This is a genomic window from Photobacterium sp. J15, from assembly GCF_963870815.1.
In the GTDB taxonomy this organism is placed as follows: domain Bacteria; phylum Pseudomonadota; class Gammaproteobacteria; order Enterobacterales; family Vibrionaceae; genus Photobacterium; species Photobacterium marinum.
The window spans coordinates 1,538,234-1,555,850 of record NZ_CAWMUI010000002.1; the positions used below are offsets into that span (position 1 = coordinate 1,538,234).

Annotated in this window: 13 protein-coding genes; 10 read left to right on the plus strand and 3 right to left on the minus strand. The window is 45.8% G+C overall.

Features of this window, described 5'->3' with window-relative positions:
* Window positions 1-118: 118 nt before the first annotated feature.
* From AACQ93_RS23905 to AACQ93_RS23915, 3 genes are read right to left on the minus strand one after another with little or no spacing between them, the layout of a single operon-like run.
* A complete protein-coding gene (locus tag AACQ93_RS23905) occupies window positions 119-1,243 on the minus strand; it encodes an ABC transporter ATP-binding protein (RefSeq protein WP_064609417.1) in 1,125 nt (374 codons plus the stop codon).
* Window positions 1,244-1,289: 46 nt separating this feature from the next.
* On the minus strand, window positions 1,290-2,303 hold the full coding sequence (locus AACQ93_RS23910; protein ID WP_064609418.1) for a UDP-3-O-(3-hydroxymyristoyl)glucosamine N-acyltransferase: 1,014 nt from the start codon (window positions 2,301-2,303) through the stop codon (window positions 1,290-1,292).
* A gap of 24 nt (window positions 2,304-2,327) precedes the next feature.
* The gene (locus AACQ93_RS23915; protein WP_064609419.1) at window positions 2,328-3,332 is read right to left on the minus strand and encodes a hypothetical protein; all 1,005 of its coding nucleotides are present in this window, start codon (window positions 3,330-3,332) and stop codon (window positions 2,328-2,330) included.
* A 449-nt stretch (window positions 3,333-3,781) separates the two neighbouring features.
* Here AACQ93_RS23915 and AACQ93_RS23920 point away from each other — a divergent pair, with 449 nt between their 5' ends.
* The 10 genes from AACQ93_RS23920 to AACQ93_RS23965 all read left to right on the plus strand — a co-directional run bounded on the left by AACQ93_RS23920 (window position 3,782) and on the right by AACQ93_RS23965 (window position 17,487).
* Complete coding sequence (locus tag AACQ93_RS23920) at window positions 3,782-5,014, plus strand: sugar ABC transporter substrate-binding protein (RefSeq protein ID WP_064609420.1); 1,233 nt, start codon at window positions 3,782-3,784, stop codon at window positions 5,012-5,014.
* 47 nt (window positions 5,015-5,061) lie between these two features.
* Window positions 5,062-6,348: a carbohydrate ABC transporter permease gene (locus tag AACQ93_RS23925; RefSeq protein ID WP_064609421.1), complete on the plus strand. Its 1,287-nt coding sequence runs from the start codon at window positions 5,062-5,064 to the stop codon at window positions 6,346-6,348.
* Between the two features lie 2 nt (window positions 6,349-6,350).
* A complete protein-coding gene (locus AACQ93_RS23930; protein ID WP_007465217.1) occupies window positions 6,351-7,187 on the plus strand; it encodes a sugar ABC transporter permease in 837 nt (278 codons plus the stop codon).
* Window positions 7,188-7,200: 13 nt separating this feature from the next.
* Window positions 7,201-9,042 carry a glycoside hydrolase family 13 protein gene (locus AACQ93_RS23935; protein ID WP_064609422.1) on the plus strand — a complete coding sequence of 614 codons (1,842 nt, stop codon included), beginning with the start codon at window positions 7,201-7,203 and terminating at the stop codon, window positions 9,040-9,042.
* Between the two features lie 253 nt (window positions 9,043-9,295).
* Complete coding sequence (locus AACQ93_RS23940) at window positions 9,296-11,158, plus strand: alpha-amylase family glycosyl hydrolase (protein ID WP_064609423.1); 1,863 nt, start codon at window positions 9,296-9,298, stop codon at window positions 11,156-11,158.
* A 252-nt stretch (window positions 11,159-11,410) separates the two neighbouring features.
* Window positions 11,411-12,211 carry a TrmB family transcriptional regulator gene (locus AACQ93_RS23945; RefSeq protein WP_064609424.1) on the plus strand — a complete coding sequence of 267 codons (801 nt, stop codon included), beginning with the start codon at window positions 11,411-11,413 and terminating at the stop codon, window positions 12,209-12,211.
* Between the two features lie 187 nt (window positions 12,212-12,398).
* Window positions 12,399-13,562, plus strand: a complete 1,164-nt coding sequence (locus AACQ93_RS23950; protein WP_064609425.1) for a glutathionylspermidine synthase family protein — start codon at window positions 12,399-12,401, stop codon at window positions 13,560-13,562.
* 119 nt (window positions 13,563-13,681) lie between these two features.
* Entirely contained in the window at window positions 13,682-14,584 is a 903-nt protein-coding gene (locus tag AACQ93_RS23955) for a LysR family transcriptional regulator (protein ID WP_064609426.1), read from the plus strand.
* Between the two features lie 111 nt (window positions 14,585-14,695).
* Window positions 14,696-15,922 carry a DUF3179 domain-containing (seleno)protein gene (locus AACQ93_RS23960; protein ID WP_064609427.1) on the plus strand — a complete coding sequence of 409 codons (1,227 nt, stop codon included), beginning with the start codon at window positions 14,696-14,698 and terminating at the stop codon, window positions 15,920-15,922.
* 122 nt (window positions 15,923-16,044) lie between these two features.
* Window positions 16,045-17,487, plus strand: coding sequence for a hypothetical protein (locus tag AACQ93_RS23965; RefSeq protein WP_064609428.1), 1,443 nt, complete (start codon window positions 16,045-16,047; stop codon window positions 17,485-17,487).
* Window positions 17,488-17,617 lie beyond the last annotated feature (130 nt).

The following is a 17,617-nucleotide window of genomic DNA, read 5'->3' on the forward strand; positions in this document are numbered from 1 at the left end:
TCCTGCCCGGCTGGTTATTGAGTCGAGGAATAGATTTCTTTTCAAACCAACAACGCATCATCCTTTGCGTGATATAGAGACGTACCCAATATAAAACGTAAATCAGTAGCCTGCCGCATCAATCCAGCGTCAGGTTATCTCCCGTTGCAATATCAAAAATGTGACTAAATTCAGTGTCTAACACAAACTGCTTCTCTGAGTTAATCGCTGACATAGACAGCAGCGGATCATGAATCCGACTAATCATCTGATACTCGGCAACATCAAAGTACACATACTTTTCATTGCCCATGTTCTCGATGACGGAAATCCTGGCTGGTAGTGCGTTAGCAATACCGTCACCTTCCTGAATCGAAATATGTTCTGGGCGTAGACCAAAGCACACTTTCTGATCCACATACTGTTCCAGCTTGCCGGCAAAACGTGCTGGCAGTGCTATTAGCTTGTCTGTACCAAGATCAACATAATATGTCTCACCTTGTTTCCGCAGATAAACCTCAATCAGGTTCATTGCCGGAGAACCAATAAAACCAGCAACAAAACGGTTACGAGGATAGTTATACAGATTCACTGGTGTATCAACCTGCATGATCTGACCGCTGTTCAGTACACAAATCCGATCACCAAGCGTCAGAGCTTCGGTCTGATCATGGGTAACGTAGATCATGGTCGCAGGATTGCCTTCTTCTTTAAGTTGCTGGTGAAGCTGAGCAATTTTCACCCGCATCGAAACACGCAACTTAGCATCAAGGTTAGACAGTGGTTCATCAAACAGGAAAACATCCGGTTTACGAACAATCGCGCGACCTACAGCAACACGCTGGCGCTGACCACCAGACATCTCTTTCGGCTTACGATCCAGAAGATCTGTAATCTCCAGCTTTTCTGCCGCTTCACGAACACGGCGATCAATCTCGGCTTTTGGCCGTTTTTGCATCTTCAAACCAAACGCCATATTGTCGTAAACCGTCTTATGCGGATAGAGCGCATAGTTCTGGAATACCATGGCAATGCCGCGTTCTTTTGGCGGTAAGTCATTCACCACCTGGTTGCCAATACGGATCTCGCCGCCTGAGATCGATTCCAGGCCGGCAATCATTCTCAGTGTGGTTGATTTGGCACAACCTGACGGCCCCACGAAAACCATGAACTCCCCTTCATGGATATCCAGGTCAATGCCATGTACGGCCTTAAAACCATTTTCATATTGTTTTGTTACTTGGCTAAGCTTCACATTTGCCATGTATGACTCCGAAAAATTGTCGCTAGCGCAGAGTTCCACCCGAAGATCAGATCAACTTCCTTAACCATCTTCTTAAAACACCCGGTGACTCTGATTCCACAGTAGCCGCAGACAGCTTTGACTGAGGCTGTCGGGAAAGCTTGTTCAGGGCTGCTACTGTGCTTAAAAATTGAGATGACTCGCGTGCAGGGTAACCACAAAGCTGGCTGTTTGGCTTGCAGGACTTGGTAACTCCGGCCTGTGCCTTGATCATCGTTCCGTGACCAATCCGCAACCCTCCAGCCAGTCCGGCCTGACCATGAACAATGACGTGGTCTTCAAGTATTGTCCATCCGGCAATACCAACCTGAGATACGATCAAGCAATGCTGACCAATTTTCACGTCATGACCAATCTGAATCTGATTATCCAGCTTTGTTCCCCGGCCAATCACCGTCGAACCGAATGTGCCGCGATCAATGGTATTATTGGCACCAATCTCGACATCATCTTCAATAATGACTCGTCCTACACTCTCTAACCGAATGTATTCACCATGCTCAAATAAATACTCAAAGCTGTAATTACCTATCGAGCAATTAGCATCAATGGTGACATTACTACCAATCACCGTACCTTCTTTAATAACGGTATTGGCATGAACCACAACGTTGTCACCAATGGTGACACCATTCATGATTTTTACACCCGGCATGAAATAACAGTCTTTGCCAATAGAGACATGATTACCGATATGTACATCGCTACGATCTGAGGTATTGCACTGGTCTTCTAAGCCATAACGTTTCACTTTATAAAAGCGCAGTAACTGATTCAATTTCATCGGATCGATCTTATCTATCACGATAAGTGTTTTATCTTTGACAGACTCAATTACCGATGGTCCGATAATCACCTCAGCTTTTGATGTTTCCAATGCGTTCAGATCTTTCTTCTGGTGAATAATTGCCAGGCCACCGTTCGAATTATCGTGAATGTCGATAATTTCATTTATTTCTAAATCTGCCTGACCAATCAGTTTTCCACCTAATAGTTGGGCGACTTCAGAAGCAGTAATCATGTTCTATTCCTAAGTTAAACTATCCTAGAAACGATATTGCGCGAATAGTTTGAAGTTGTCACTGTCCTTATCCGCAGTTCGAACATCATTTTTCTCATGTTTTTCACGAGTCAGCTCAACTTCAGCAGAAACCCACCAGTTGTCACCAACAGTCTGCTGATAACCTAAAGTCGTCTTGTTGATATTTTCAAAATATTCATCTTTAGGTTGGCCTTTTTGTCCAACTTTTGTTTCTTTCTCACTGAAGCGGTGTTTCACGAAAACACGTTTACCATCACCAAAGCTATAAGCCAACTCTGGTTCAATATAACGTTCAGTGAAATCTTTATCGTTGTTCCAAGAGTCTTCCGTATCCTGGTTTTCGTAATACAATTCGGCAGCTACAAAAAACTTACCTAAGTTCATGAATGGCTTAAAGCTTACATGATAAAGATCAGTGTCTGAATTACCCCACGCGCTTTTATCTGCATCATTCCAACCAATTGCCGCATCACCATAGAAGCCCCACTGGCCGTCATTGTTCCAATATCCCAACCAAGTGCTGAACTCATTCTGAGCTTCTGTGGTATTAATCTTTTTATTATCGGTAGTAATTGTATAGCCATCTTCATATTCAAGGCTATAGCCCAAACCAGTATTCAAACTATCTGAAATGACGTAACGGTAGTTTGTCGTAAACTCAAGTTTAGTTGTTTCAGAGTTTTCAGATGAACCGTTTGCATTACGCTTGGAGTTGGTGATTTGAGTAAGTTTGTAATTACCAAACAAGTTCAAATCATTAAAATTGTAGAAGCCATCAATATAGCTATTTTCTTTATGCTTCTCTTTAAAGTTACCTGAAGGGTCACCAAGTTTTGTATACTCAGTTTCCTTAACTTCATAGGCTACGCCAACGTGACCATTAACATTCGTCACCACATTCACAAGCTGGTCAAAAGTATTGGATGTATCAGACGTTGCGACCTCTGCGTGTGCATACCCTGCAGCCAAAGCATTTACAATCAGTACCGACAATAAGGACTTGTTCATTACCTTGATCCTTGAAGATTTGAGTTATTGTGTTTTGTTAGTGGTACATGGCGTACGACTAATTCTAGAGATACAAATACAAAGGTCAACCAGGATACAAGCAAATTCATGTGATGATATTCACACTAACGTTTATTTTACGTAATTAATTAACCCATCAGATATAAGAAATATTCTTATTAATTGTTTATTACTTTTAGGGATATTTATGCGCCACAAAAATAAAGGCATAATAAATTCCAAACAATGCAATATATAAATAGAGGCATTATTTTCTCTTCTGTAAACTCTCCCCACATCCATAAATTAAGTTAATTTATTACACCGTTTTTGATAGCAATCACACTTCGGTCATTAACGTCAGATTATTACTTGACTGCTAATTAAGCAGAATTAGTATTTGAGTAGTACGTGGCGTACTACTAACAAAACTCATAAGGTAAGAGAAAATGAAAAAGATCGTCTTGTCTGCACTTCTGTCATCCGGGCTTATAGCCTCAGCCCTACCAGTAATGGCGTCACAAACTATTCAGCCAGAAGATGGCGCAGCACTGCAAGTTTGGGCGGATAAGGGTGCCAGCACCGATTTCATGAAATACGCCGCAAAAGAATTCGAAACCAAATACAACATTGATATCGACGTACGCTCTGTCAGCCCGCTAAACGCAATTAACCGACTTATTCAGGACGGCTCATCTACCCGTGTGGGCGATATCGTTGAATTCCCGCATGACTTCCTTGGCCGTGCCGTGACATCCGGTGTGATTATGGAAAATCTGGTCAGCGGTGATCGTGTTGACAATGACTTCATCCACAGTGCAGCGGTGGCCGCTAAAGACAGCAAAGGCGTAACCTACGGTTTCCCACTGTCATTTGAAACGCTTGTTCTGTTCTATAACAAAGACCTTTTACCTCAAACGCCAACCAGTTTCGAACAGATCATCGAATTCAGTAAAGGCTATACCAATCCGAAAGATCACAAATACGCGCTGCTATGGGATATCCAGAATTACTATGAATCCCGTATGTTCCTGTCTATGTACAACGGCTATGAGTTCGGTAACGACGGTAGAGATGCCAACGATGTAGGTATCGCAACACCGGGCGCTGTTAAAGGCATCCAGGCCATGCTTGAGCTGCGTGACACTACTAACTCTAACTCAGAAGACATGAACCAGGTTCAGGTTCGTCGTGGTCTGTTCACTGAAGGTAAAGCCGCAGCGATCATCGACGGCCCTTGGGCTGTAGAAGGTTACATCAATTCAGGCATCAATCTGGGTGCAGTGCCTGTACCTAGCTTCAAAGGCAAGAAGCCAACAACTTTCGCTTCTGTAAAAATGCTGGCCGTATCTTCATTCACTCAATACCCTCGTGCAGCCCAGCTGTTTGCCGATTTCGTCACGTCTGAAGATATGCAGCTGAAACGTTTTGAAATGATGAAAGCAATCCCGCCTCACAAAGGTGCGATGGAAAAACTGGCGAAAACCGGTGATGCATTTACCAAAGCGATCATTGCTCAGGGTTACCACGCAGACGCCATGCCTTCAATTCCTGAAATGGGCTACGTATGGCAACCGGCAACAGCTGCACTGGCTGACATCTGGAATAACAAAGCTGATGTACAGGCTTCTCTGAAAAAAGCCGAGTCAGTTATCAAACAGCAAATCGCTATGCAGCAGTAATTCGCAGCAATTATTCGATTCGCCATCAAGAGTAAAAGAGTAGATATATGTTAATTAGTGTAGAGAAAAGAGGAGCATTCCACGTTCCTCTATCTCTCCTTGTCATGGGCGCAACCCAACTAAAAAATAACCAATATCTGAAAGGGTTATTTTATTTAGCTGCACAGTTATTATTCGTCACCTACCTGCCGGATCTGATCGCTGCGCTACAAGGCTTAATCACCTTAGGGGACGTTGCCCAAACGCGGAGAGGCTTCGATATTATTCAGGGTGATAACTCTGTTTTCATGTTAGTAGAAGGCGTAATTGCCCTGATCCTATCGCTTTTCTTCGTCTGGCTTTACATCGTCAATGTAAAAGACGCACTGAAAAGTGAGAAAACAGAGCTGACGCTGAAAGAACAGATCCACAAGTTCTACGACGATAACTTTGCATTTATTGCGTTGAGCCCGGCAGGCATTGCTGCAACATTCTTTGTTGTCATGCCGATTGTAATTACCGTTCTGGTTTCGTTCACCAACTATTCGGCACCGAATCATATTCCGCCGCGTAACCTGGTTGACTGGGTCGGTTTTGGTAACTTCCTCCAGCTATTCCAGCTGAAGATCTGGTCTGAGACCTTCTTCGGCGTAGCTGCCTGGACAGTTATCTGGGCATTGTCTGCGACATTCTGTGTTTTTGTCTTCGGCTTTATTCTTGCGCTGGCGGTCGAAAAGAAAGACGTCAAATTCAAGAAGCTGTGGCGTTTCGTCTTCATTCTGCCGTATGCCATTCCGGCGTTCGTCACCCTGCTGGTGTTCCGCCTGCTACTGAACGGGATCGGCCCGGTCAACAATCTGCTGTCTGTGTGGGGAGTTGATTCGATCCCGTTCCTGACTGACCCGATTATGGCGAAGTTCATGGTTGTTGCTATCAGTGTCTGGGTTGGCGCACCGTATTTCATGCTGCTGATTTCCGGCGCTCTGACCAATATTCCGGCCGACCTATACGAAGCCAGCGAAATTGATGGTGCAGGTAAATTCCAGCAGTTCTATGAAATTACCCTGCCGATGGTACTTCATCAGATCGCACCATCGTTGGTAATGACCTTTGCACACAACTTCAATAACTTCGGTGCCATTTACCTGCTGACCAACGGCGGTCCGATTAACCCGGATTACCGCTTCGCAGGCCACACCGACATTTTGATCACCTGGATCTACAAGCTGACACTGGACTTCCAGCAGTATCACATCGCCTCTGTGGTTTCGATTGTCATCTTCCTGTTCCTGTCTGGCATCGCTATCTGGCAGTTCAGACGCATGAAATCCTTTAAAGACGATGTGGGGATGTAATTATGTTGGCTAAACGCAAAATCAATTTAGCAAACGGCCTGGTTTACCTGTTCCTGATTACCAATGCCGTCATTGTACTGGCACCGATCGTCTGGACCATTCTGGCCTCATTCAAGCCGGGCCAGAACCTATTTAGCACCAGTTTCGGCGGTTTTGGTTTCACGTTAGAGCACTATAAAACCCTGCTGTTCGAGACATCTTATGTTCAGTGGTACAAAAACACCCTGATCCTGTCTGTACTGAACATGCTGATTTCTCTGGTGCTGGTAACTATGACGGCTTACACCTTCTCGCGTTACCGCTTCAAGAACAAAAGGAATGTCATGATGGGGATTCTGATCCTGCAAATGTTCCCGGCATTCCTGTCAATGACAGCGATTTATATCTTCCTGTCAAAACTGAACCTGATCGACAGCTATCTTGGCCTGTTACTGGTTTACGTTACCGGGTCACTACCATTTCTGGCCTGGTTGGTGAAGGGCTACTTCGACGCCATCCCGACTTCGTTGGATGAAGCGGCAAAAATCGACGGTGCCGGTCACTTTACAATTTTTTGGGAAATTATCTTACCGCTTGCAAAACCAATAATGGTGTTTGTTGCCCTGGTGTCTTTCACTGCGCCGTGGATGGACTTCATCCTGCCGACTCTGATCCTCCGCAGTGAAGAAAATCAGACCCTGGCAGTAGGGATCTTCAGTTGGATCTCATCCCAGTCAAGCGAGAATTACACCCTGTTTACCGCAGGTGCATTACTTGTTGCTGTACCGATTACCCTTCTCTTCATGCTGCTGCAAAAGCATATCGCAAGCGGCCTGGTGAGCGGTGCAGTTAAGGAATAACGAAGGAAATACCATGATCACGAGAAGTTCGCTGATTCATACAGCAAAGAGTGCATTCAGCTACGCGAATGACAAAGAAACACTGCATATTCGAATGCGCAGTGCGAAAGGTGAAGTGGAAAAGGTAACCTTGTGGATTGGCGATCCGTACAAGTGGGAAGAAGGCGGCCTTGATGGTGGTAACCTTGAAGGCAGCGACGCCTACGGTTGGAGCGGCGGCGAAGAAGTCGAAATGGAACTTGAAGGCTCAACCGAGCTGTATGACTGCTGGTTTGCGGCATACAAACCAACCCGCAAGCGTACCCGTTACGGATTTATCCTGACCGATAAAGAAAGTCAGGAAAAACTACTGTTCGGTGAGAAAAAATGTGTTCCCCTTACCGATGATCAACAGGCTAACAGCAAAGCACTGAGTCACCTGAGCAACTTTTACTGTTTCCCGTACATCAACCCGGCTGACGTGCTTTCCACTCCGGAATGGGTTAAAGACACCACCTGGTACCAGATTTTCCCAGAACGTTTTGCTAATGGCCGTCCGGGTATTTCTCCGGCAAATGTTGAACCATGGGGCAGCAAACCGACCAACGACAATTTCATGGGCGGCGACCTGTGGGGTGTGATTGACCATCTGGATTATCTACAGGAACTGGGTATCACCGGTCTGTATTTCTGTCCGATTTTCTTTGCCAACGCCAACCACAAATACGACACCATCGACTACATGCAAGTCGACCCGCACTTTGGCGGCAAAGAAGCATTTAAAGCTCTGGTTGAAGCAGCCCACAAGCGCGGCATGAAAGTGATGCTGGATGCAGTTTTCAACCATATCGGCAACGAATCTCCACTATGGCTGGATGTGGTTGAAAACGGTGAAAAGTCCAAATACAAAGACTGGTTCTGGATTAAAGACTTTCCGGTTTATCCGGACAAGCCGCTGGAAACCTGGGATTTCACCAACCTGAATTACGAAACTTTCGGCAATGTTCACACCATGCCGAAGCTGAACACCGAAAACCCGGAATGCCGCGCCTACCTGTTAGACGTCGCTCGTTACTGGGTGGAAGAATTTGATATCGACGGCTGGCGCCTGGATGTTGCCAACGAGGTAGATCACCAGTTCTGGCGCGACTTCCGCAAAGTTGTTAAGTCCATCAAACCGGACTGCTACATTCTGGGTGAAATTTGGCATGAAGGCATGGCGTGGCTGCAGGGCGATCAATACGACTCACTGATGAACTACCCGCTGACTTCAGCAATCAAGGAGTTCTTTGCATTTGATAATACTGATGCCCGCAGTTTTACATATGACGTGAATAACTCGTACCTGAATTATCCACGTAACGTGAATGCATCCATCTTCAACCTGCTGGAAAGCCATGATACATCTCGCATCATCAGCGAAGCCGGTGGCAGCAAAGATAAAGCTAAACTGTCGTACCTGTTTATGTTCACTCAGATTGGCAGCCCATGTATCTACTATGGCGGTGAGATTGGCATGGAAGGCTACAAAGCCATGGGATCTGAAGACCACCGCAAGTGCATGGAATGGGATGAATCTAAACAGGATCAGGATTTCAAAACTTTCATTCAATCACTAATTAACCTGCGCAAAGAGTTTACTGACTTACAGGCGCCATCTATTCAATGGTTGCATGTCGGTAAACAGCAGAAAACGCTCATTTACCAGCGCGGAAATGTGATTGTCATGATGAACAATGAATCATCTGAAAGCACTTTTGAACTTCCAGAAGAATTAGCTCATAAACCCGTAAAAGATTTATTGACCTATAAAAGTGAAGAATTTGAAAGTCAAATTACACTTCCTGCTTATGGATATAAAGTAATCCAAATCTAAAAGTAATATTTGGCTTTCAGATAACACGTTAATCAAGCAATCAAAATAATCATGAAGGTGTTCACGCACTCTTCATAGCTCCGCAATGTAAATATAGGAGGAAAGATTAAAAAGCAGAGACCATTACATAATTAACAACAAGAAAGAAACATCCTGTAGTAAATAAGCAATCTCATTGTGCCCGGATATTCACCTGAATATTCGGGTGCTTTGAACATATGTGAAAACAATAAAGATAGAATTAGAGGGAATAATGAAAAAATCAATGATCTTACTCTCTGCTCTGGTTTTCTCTCAGGCAGCCATTGCTGACTGGAATCAGGCATATTTCAGAGGAACGCCGAACGGATGGCAAAGCGAAGCCATGACCTACATGGGCGACAACCAATGGCAAATCATCAAAACCTTCCGCAACGGCGCTGATAGCCTGGCACCCAGCTTCAAAATTGACCGCTATGGCAACTGGCAAGAAAGCTACCCTCAGAAAAACTTCACTGTAGACCCGAACAAAACCTATATCATCAACTTCTACGATGATACCCAGCAAGTCTTTATTCACGAAAAACCAGCACTGGAAATGCGTGACAGAACCATGTATTTCGTCTTCCTGGATCGCTTCTCTGATGGTGATTCAAGCAACAACGCCGGTCACGACAGTCGCTCTTATTCTGCCGATGGCAGCAACCTGAAAAAATACCAGGGTGGCGATATCCGCGGTCTGATCAACAAGCTCGACTACTTGAAAGATATGGGTGTCGGCGCCATCTGGATCACCCCACCAATCGACAACGTTGACGGTGCCAACCAATACGGTGACGCGGCATACCATGGCTACTGGGGTAAAGACTTCTTCAAGGTTGACGAACACCTGGGCACCCTTGATGATTTCAAAGAGCTGGTTGCAAAAATGCACAGCCCGGAATACGACATGAAGCTGGTACTGGACTATGCACCAAACCACTCTAACCCGAATGACGAAATGGAATTCGGTGCCCTTTACCGCAACGGCCAGCACATTACCAATTACCAGAGTGATGTTGCCGCCGGTACCAACTGGTATCACCACAACGGTGGGGTTAACAACTGGAACGACTGGTATCAAGTCACTCATCACAACCTGTTCAACCTGACCGATTTCGACCAAAACAACCAGGCTACCTATAACTACCTGACAGACGGTGCCAAATTCTGGATTGATATGGGCGTTGACGCCATCCGTATCGACGCCATCAAGCACATGGAAAAATCTTTCATCCAGCGCTGGACCGGCGATCTTTACAACTATGCTCAATCTAAAGGCCGCGGATTCTTCTTCTTCGGTGAGTGGTTCGGTGCCAGTGCAACATCTAAAACAGGTATCGACGGAATGGCGCTGGACTATGCCAATACTTCCGGCTCAGCCCTACTGGACTTCGGCCTGCGTGACACAATGGAGCGAGTGCTTACCAACCGCACAAACATGTACACGCTTAACAACTACCTGAAAGAACGTGATACGGCCTTCACATCATCGGACTGGCAGGTTACCTTCCTGGACAACCATGACATGGCGCGAATCAGTACCGCGCTACGCTCAGACAAAAACACCTTCGGCCCAAGCAACAATGAAGCCGGTGGCCGCCTGAGTGCAGACTTTGCTCGTCAGCGTCTGGAACTGGGTCTGGCGGTGATCATGACATCCCGTGGTATTCCTTGTATTTACTATGGAACCGAGCAGTACGCAGCAAACTTTACTGTTAACAGCTTCGGCCAGGTAGGCAGCGATCCGTTCAACCGTGAAGTTATGCCAGGCTTCGATCAAAGCACACCGGCCTACTCGTTGATCAAAAAACTCAGCGATCTGCGTGATGACAGCTTTGCAATCCAACAGGGCAACTACGTCGAACGCTGGGTAAATGAAAATGTACTGGTGTTCGAACGTAATGCCGGGGATGACGTAGTGCTGGTTGCCGCTAATATCGGTCCGACCACCAGCGTTAATGTACAGAATATCGGTCTTGCAAACGGTACTTATCAGAACCTGCTGGATTCAAACTCTGTCGTTGTCGCTGACGGTAATGCACAAATCAACCTGAAACAAAACGAAGTGGTTGTTTTGCGTACAATTCAGAAATAAGGACAGGATTATATTCAACCCGCTTAAAAGCGATTGGATATATGAACAATTATTTAATAATTTGACCAGATTCCTGTACCAATGATTAATAGGCCAGCTATATTGCTGGCCTGTTTTATTTTATGAGGTAAATTTTATAAAACAGATAGCAATAACGTGATATTACACTGAATATTCTCATTCCCAACGACCGGAAAGCATGAGAGAATTGTATTAATTTGTAAGTAAACGGATATTTATTTAGGGGGAGCGTTGACTCAGTTAGTTGATAAATTAATGGCTTTCGGTTTTTCAAAAACAGATGCACTCGTCTATTTGTGCCTGCTGCAAAACGGACGTTCAAGTGGATATAAGATTGCCAAAGAAATATCACTGTCCCGCTCGACGGTTTACTCTTCCATCGACAATTTATATAACAACGGTTATATATTTCTTTGTGATGGTCAAACAAAAGAGTATGAAGCTAAATCCCCGGATTTGATCTTCGAACAGATCGAGAAAAAGTGTATAGATAATATCCACTACCTCAAGACAGAATTAAAAAACCTGATGTCGGAAGATGAAAAAGAATTTATCTTCAACGTCGCCGGATTTGAAAACCTAAAGCAAAAAGTACGTGAAGTACTGAACCATGCTGAAAAAGAAATCTATATCAATACTGATTTCAGCCTGCATGACTTTAAAGATGAACTGGTTCAGGCCGTCGAACGTGGTGTGCGCGTCATTGTGTTCTCATTCAAGCAACTGGATAAACCGCATCCGGATATCGAGATGTACTCTCGCTCACCGGATGAAGAGTCGCTTTATCCGTCACGACGCCTGATTGTGGTTGCCGACATGCACCGCTCGCTTATCTTCTCCAACTTCAATGAAGCTGTCGGCGTTTACACCAACAACCCATTGATAAATAAGCTGGTTGCCGAGCATATTCACAGTGACATTTACCTGTCTGAGTATGAAAAAGGGCTGGATCAGAACCAGCATGTTTTCCGTGTTAACAGCCTGCATGAAAACACCAACGAAATGTATGTCATTGAGCACCAGAATGACTAAGCCGTTCATAGAACAGATAGTTTGATAACGCCGGACATATCGTCCGGCGTTTTTGGTTTTAATTGATATGGATGCTTTTGCAATATCAGACAAAAGTCCCAATATTCGGCATCACCGATGCTGCACGATTATCCCACAACCGATAAAATGCCCGACAGCAAGTAAAAACAATGAATAAGGATTTACCATGCTTCGAATCGAGAGCAAGGAGCGTGCGCACTGGCGCGATCTCGCCGCAGAATTTGGCTTTGGCTTCCACACCATGTACGGCGAACCATACTGGGATGAAAGCGCCTACTACCAGTTCACCCTTGAACAAATAGAACGAGATCTGGAAGATCCGACGGAAGAAATCCATCAGATGTGTCTCGATGTCGTCGATACTGTCGTACGCGATGAATACTGGCTTCGTCGCTTCCAAATCCCCGAAGCAATGTGGCAGAACGTTCTCGATTCCTGGCAACGTAAAGAGCCCTCTCTCTACTCTCGCCTCGACTTTGCCTACGATGGCAAAGGACATGCAAAGCTCTATGAGAACAACGCAGACACACCAACATCTCTATACGAAACCGGCTTCTGGCAATGGCTATGGCTCGAAGATATGGTAAACAGCGGTGCCATCCGCCGGGATGCAGATCAGTTCAACCTGCTACAGGAACTACTGATGGGACGCTTTGTTCAGCTGGCCGAACAGCAACCGGGACAAACCCTGCACTTTTCCTGCTGCAAAGACACCGAAGAAGACCGCGGAACAGTGCAGTATCTTGAAGACTGTGCCAGAGAAGCTGGTCTGTCGACCGCTTTTGTTCATGTAGAAGATATTGGCATCAACGGAAAGAATGAGTTCACCGATCTGCAGGATCGCCCTGTCCGCTGGATGTTCAAACTCTATCCATGGGAATTTATGTTCCGGGAGGAATACAGCAAATACCTGACCGATGCCAAAGTGAACTGGCTTGAACCGATGTGGAAATCGGTGATCAGTAACAAAGCCTTGTTGCCGTTACTGTGGCAGAAGTTCAAAGGACACCCGAACCTGCTTCCAGCCTATTTCCCGGATGACAAGGCAGCCAGTGAGCTGAATGATTACGTAATTAAACCCATCTTTTCTCGTGAAGGTGCCAATATCACTGTTGTCGAAAATGGCAAACAAACTCTGCATGTTGATGGCCCATACGGCGATGAAGGCGTTATCTTCCAGGCCTATCACCCACTGCCAAAATTCAATGGCAACTTCACCCTGATTGGCAGTTGGCTGGTCAATGACAAAGCAGGCGGTATTTCAATCCGGGAAGATGCCTCCAGAGTGACTCAGGATCTGTCACGCTATCTGCCTCACGTCATCTTATAGATAGAAGTGTTATGCGAGATGCAGGGGAAATGACAGCCAGTGAAGACTGTTGTGGTTGATAGCATTGCAATTGTTACCCATGTTATAAAATACAGTTTTATCAATAACGAGTAGCATCAATGAAACTGGATGATATGGAACTGTTTGTCCAAGTGGTCAGGCACGGCAGCTTTACTAAAGCTGCTGATTTTTGTGAGCTTCCTAAATCGACAGTCAGCCGCCGCATCCGCAACCTTGAGCAAAGCCTGAATACCAGACTGCTGGAAAGGACTACCCGAAGACTGATCCTCACAGAAGTCGGCGAAGCCTTCTACCATAAGGCGACCCAGATTCTTGAAGACGTTGAGAAAACAGAAAAAGAGATTGCCCAGCGTCAGGGGGATTACTCTGGCAAGCTCACTATCTACGCGCCGGACTGCATTCTGGAGCACTGTGTCGATCACATGACCAGCTTCTGTCAAAATTATCCGGAGATCTCCCTGGTTCTCCACTCTACATCTCAGCCATTGACAATGATGACTGAAAAACGTTTTGACCTGCTGATTGATATCGGCACGCAGCCTGACTCATCTTTTATAGCCAGACCGCTGGCGACACTGCAATATGATTACTTTGCCAGTCCAGAGTATCTGGAAAAGTTCGGTACGCCTCAAACGGCGGCAGAGCTTGAAGCGCATCATAACCTCATCATGCATCAGTTCTCATCTCAATCACTGTCATGGAATACAGAACAAATAGCACTCCCGGCAATACCTAAATGTACTGCCGACTCCCCTTACGTTCTCAGAGCGCTGGCTCTTCAGGGGCAAGGCGTAGGCTGCCTGCCAACCATCATGGTTGCTGATGAAGTAAAACAACAGAAGCTGATACGTTTGTTTGACGGTCAATACGCCTTCCCGCTAACCATCTATGGTATCTACCACTCTCGCCGCTATGTACCAAATAAAGTGAAGTTACTTCTTGATGACGTAAAAGCCCTGCTGCAACAAAGGATCACCACACTCGAGAAACAGATCCAGTAAAATAACTGTTCCATTTATTGGCACAATCCATCCCACCGGTGAGCATTTATCCATCAATATTGCCTGAGTAGACTCCTTCATAACCTCTTCGATCATGAAAGTGAGTCAGCTATGAAAGACATTATCGACAAACACGCCAGGAAGATATTTTGGCTAAGCATGCTCATCGCCCAGGTGCTAGGGTTCTTATTATTCAAAGATCTGGCTGATGTCAGCCAGTGGGTTGTCCAGTCACCAAGGGAAACGACCATGTGGGTCTGGTATCACCGCTGGGCTATCTCCTTTTTCGCCTTGGCTGCGATGGCAATTACCTGCTATCTGAAGTACAGGCAACGCAATGTTATCGGCAACAAAGCCTTTATCTCACTTGCTCTGTTCTTTTGCTTCACATTTTACAGCGGCATGCTCAACCCGCACATCATGATGCGTGCACGAATGGATAATGGTGTATTCGTATCTATTGAAGAAGCGAAGAAATACGTCAAACCATATGAGAGTGTGATTGTACTGGAGATCAACGGCAAGGCCCGCGCCCACTCCGATAAGCAACTGCTTCGTCCGCATGTTGCCGGTAACGGCGAGCTGGGTGGTGAAAATGTCGTCATGACTTACTGCGGCCTGACCAACCTGGGCATGGCCTATACTCCGGAAATCAATGGTCAGAAGCTAGATTTGGCTCCAATGAGCCAACTGGAAAACAACCTGATCATGTACGATAAGATCAGCGGCGAGCCAATCCAGCAGTTGTGGGGACAGACAGAAGCAGACTATAACCAAAACTCTGAATCCAAAATGCGAGAGTGGCCGACTTACCGCATGCCTTTTGATAAATTCGCTGTCGCGTTCCCTGAAGGTGAAGTCTATGTGAACGATTATCTGGTTGAAGATATGCGCCCTTCATTCTGGGACAATCCGTTCCTGGCGATTTATGACCCAATTATGGAACTGATCTTCAAACTGGCCGTTGCCCATCAGGAAACCAACGACGAGCCGACTTTCCCGACGCTGGAACACATCGATCCTCGTCTGCCGAGTAAGGAACAAATCTATGGCCTGAACGTGGGTGATGATTACGTGGCTTACACTGAAGAGTTCGTAAAAGAACAAGCTCAACCAATTAATGCCACCATCGGCGAAAAAGCGATTGTTGTCAGCTATGACAAGGAATTCAAAAGCCTGGGCATTTTCTACAACACAACCGGTAATGCCATCACAGAGATCGACTTCTACGGTCAAACACCTTACGGCAAGCTGCCACGCGTAGAAACCGTTAAAGCCGGTGCTTACTGGATAATCTGGGCAAACTTCTTCCCGGAAACCGACATCAACCGGGTATAACAATTCGCCCACTCTAAAACAGTAGCCTGCTCAGGCTACTGTTTTTTCACTCATTCCATTCATCTCCTCAACATATCTGGCATTACACTTAATACAGAAAAACCAATAACCGGAGAGACTAAATGCAACGAGTGCTCTTGCCTTTCATCTGCTTGCTGCTGGTTTCCTGCGCCAGTCAGCCGGTAAATACCTTTAGTTATCCGGCAAAACTTGAGACATGCCTGAACAGACTCACGAATTTTAAACAACAGGTGCAGCAACAAGGTGTCCAGGACGCGCAGTTGCACTGGAATACCCAATACCCTCATCTTTCTTTTGACCGATTCAGTATCGCCATGCTGACGCAGATTCAATCAACAGAGGACAAATCCCGCTGGCTGGATTATGTATCCGGTCAAGCAGCCATTCAGCGCAAAGTGGAATATCAAAACTTACCCGATAAATCGAACATTGACTTTGAAATTCAGGAAAAATGCGCCGAACAACTCGCTACTCACAACAAAAACAATGCGCTGTTCTGGCTACAGATAAAACAATCACCGCCCAAAATCCCGTCAGGTTATCAGAGCTGGCAGCGGGTGGTTGGCCTCTACCCCATCAGCAAACTTTTTGCCGCACCAGCTATCGAATCAGAGAAAACCCGAATCGCACTTGATTTTATAAATCCCGTTCATGATTACAGCATCAGCTACCGGAATACTGATATACCGACACTAAATGCATCAACAATTCATTCCTGGTTCCGACAGGCTTTGGATAAATCTGACGCCGAGTGGCCGTTACTAGGAAAATCACAGCTTGCTGAGCTACAAAAATACTATGCGCCGGAATTTATTATTGAAACGGCTTCAAATGATGACAAACCCGGACAGGTGGCGTTTCTCGCCGATGGCAAACCCGGCGTTAATATCAGCCAACCGACTCTGTATCTTGACCACAGCTATACCCGTTTTCACGGACGGACTCTGCTCCAGCTTCATTACAGCCTCTGGTTTCCAAATCGCACGGCAAAGTCCAAATTCGATCCCTATGCAGGCAAGTTTGATGCAGTTCTGGTTCGCCTGACTCTGGATCATCAAGGTCAGCCGCTTATACTCGACAGTATCCACCACTGTGGCTGTTACCACATGGTTTTTGCTCTTAACCCTTCACTGAAGTTTGTCCCGAAGCAAGCGGACACTGAATCGCCTGTCACCTGGTATGTGTACCGAAATAAGACGACTAATTCGTTACGCATCACCCTCTCCCATGGCGAGCATATGATCAAAGATGTGAACTGGGGCGATAACAATCCTCAGGCTCGATCCCTGACTCTGCAGAGTTATGACCAATTACGCAGCCTGCCACAAAACGGCAGCAGCTATAAAAGCCTGTTTGACCAACATGGAATGCTTCCCGACAGCCGACGCTCAGAGCGCTTTTATCTGTGGCCATTCGGCGTGAAATCCCCGGGAGCAATGCGTCAGTACGGTCAACACGCCACCGCTTTTATCGGCGAGCGACACTTTGATGAGCCTTATGTACTAGAAAGGCTATTTCTGCCACCGTCTGTCAATCCACGGTAGAGCTATCATATTCCTTAACGCTAAAGGGGTATTTGCTATTGTGAAAACCTGTTACCACCAGCTTCGCAGCTATAATTTTTACTAACTTTCAATTTTTCAATGGACTGTACTCCGTTCTAACAACGGAAAA

Bases quoted from the DNA above. Each gene is read 5' to 3' on its own strand.
- AACQ93_RS23905 (WP_064609417.1), bottom strand. From the start codon at position 1,243: ATGGCAAATGTGAAGCTTAGCCAAGTAACAAAACAATATGAAAATGGT.
- AACQ93_RS23910 (WP_064609418.1), bottom strand. From the start codon at position 2,303: ATGATTACTGCTTCTGAAGTCGCCCAACTATTAGGTGGAAAACTGATT.
- AACQ93_RS23915 (WP_064609419.1), bottom strand. From the start codon at position 3,332: ATGAACAAGTCCTTATTGTCGGTACTGATTGTAAATGCTTTGGCTGCA.
- AACQ93_RS23920 (WP_064609420.1), top strand. From the start codon at position 3,782: ATGAAAAAGATCGTCTTGTCTGCACTTCTGTCATCCGGGCTTATAGCC.
- AACQ93_RS23925 (WP_064609421.1), top strand. From the start codon at position 5,062: ATGTTAATTAGTGTAGAGAAAAGAGGAGCATTCCACGTTCCTCTATCT.
- AACQ93_RS23930 (WP_007465217.1), top strand. From the start codon at position 6,351: ATGTTGGCTAAACGCAAAATCAATTTAGCAAACGGCCTGGTTTACCTG.
- AACQ93_RS23935 (WP_064609422.1), top strand. From the start codon at position 7,201: ATGATCACGAGAAGTTCGCTGATTCATACAGCAAAGAGTGCATTCAGC.
- AACQ93_RS23940 (WP_064609423.1), top strand. From the start codon at position 9,296: ATGAAAAAATCAATGATCTTACTCTCTGCTCTGGTTTTCTCTCAGGCA.
- AACQ93_RS23950 (WP_064609425.1), top strand. From the start codon at position 12,399: ATGCTTCGAATCGAGAGCAAGGAGCGTGCGCACTGGCGCGATCTCGCC.
- AACQ93_RS23955 (WP_064609426.1), top strand. From the start codon at position 13,682: ATGAAACTGGATGATATGGAACTGTTTGTCCAAGTGGTCAGGCACGGC.
- AACQ93_RS23960 (WP_064609427.1), top strand. From the start codon at position 14,696: ATGAAAGACATTATCGACAAACACGCCAGGAAGATATTTTGGCTAAGC.
- AACQ93_RS23965 (WP_064609428.1), top strand. From the start codon at position 16,045: ATGCAACGAGTGCTCTTGCCTTTCATCTGCTTGCTGCTGGTTTCCTGC.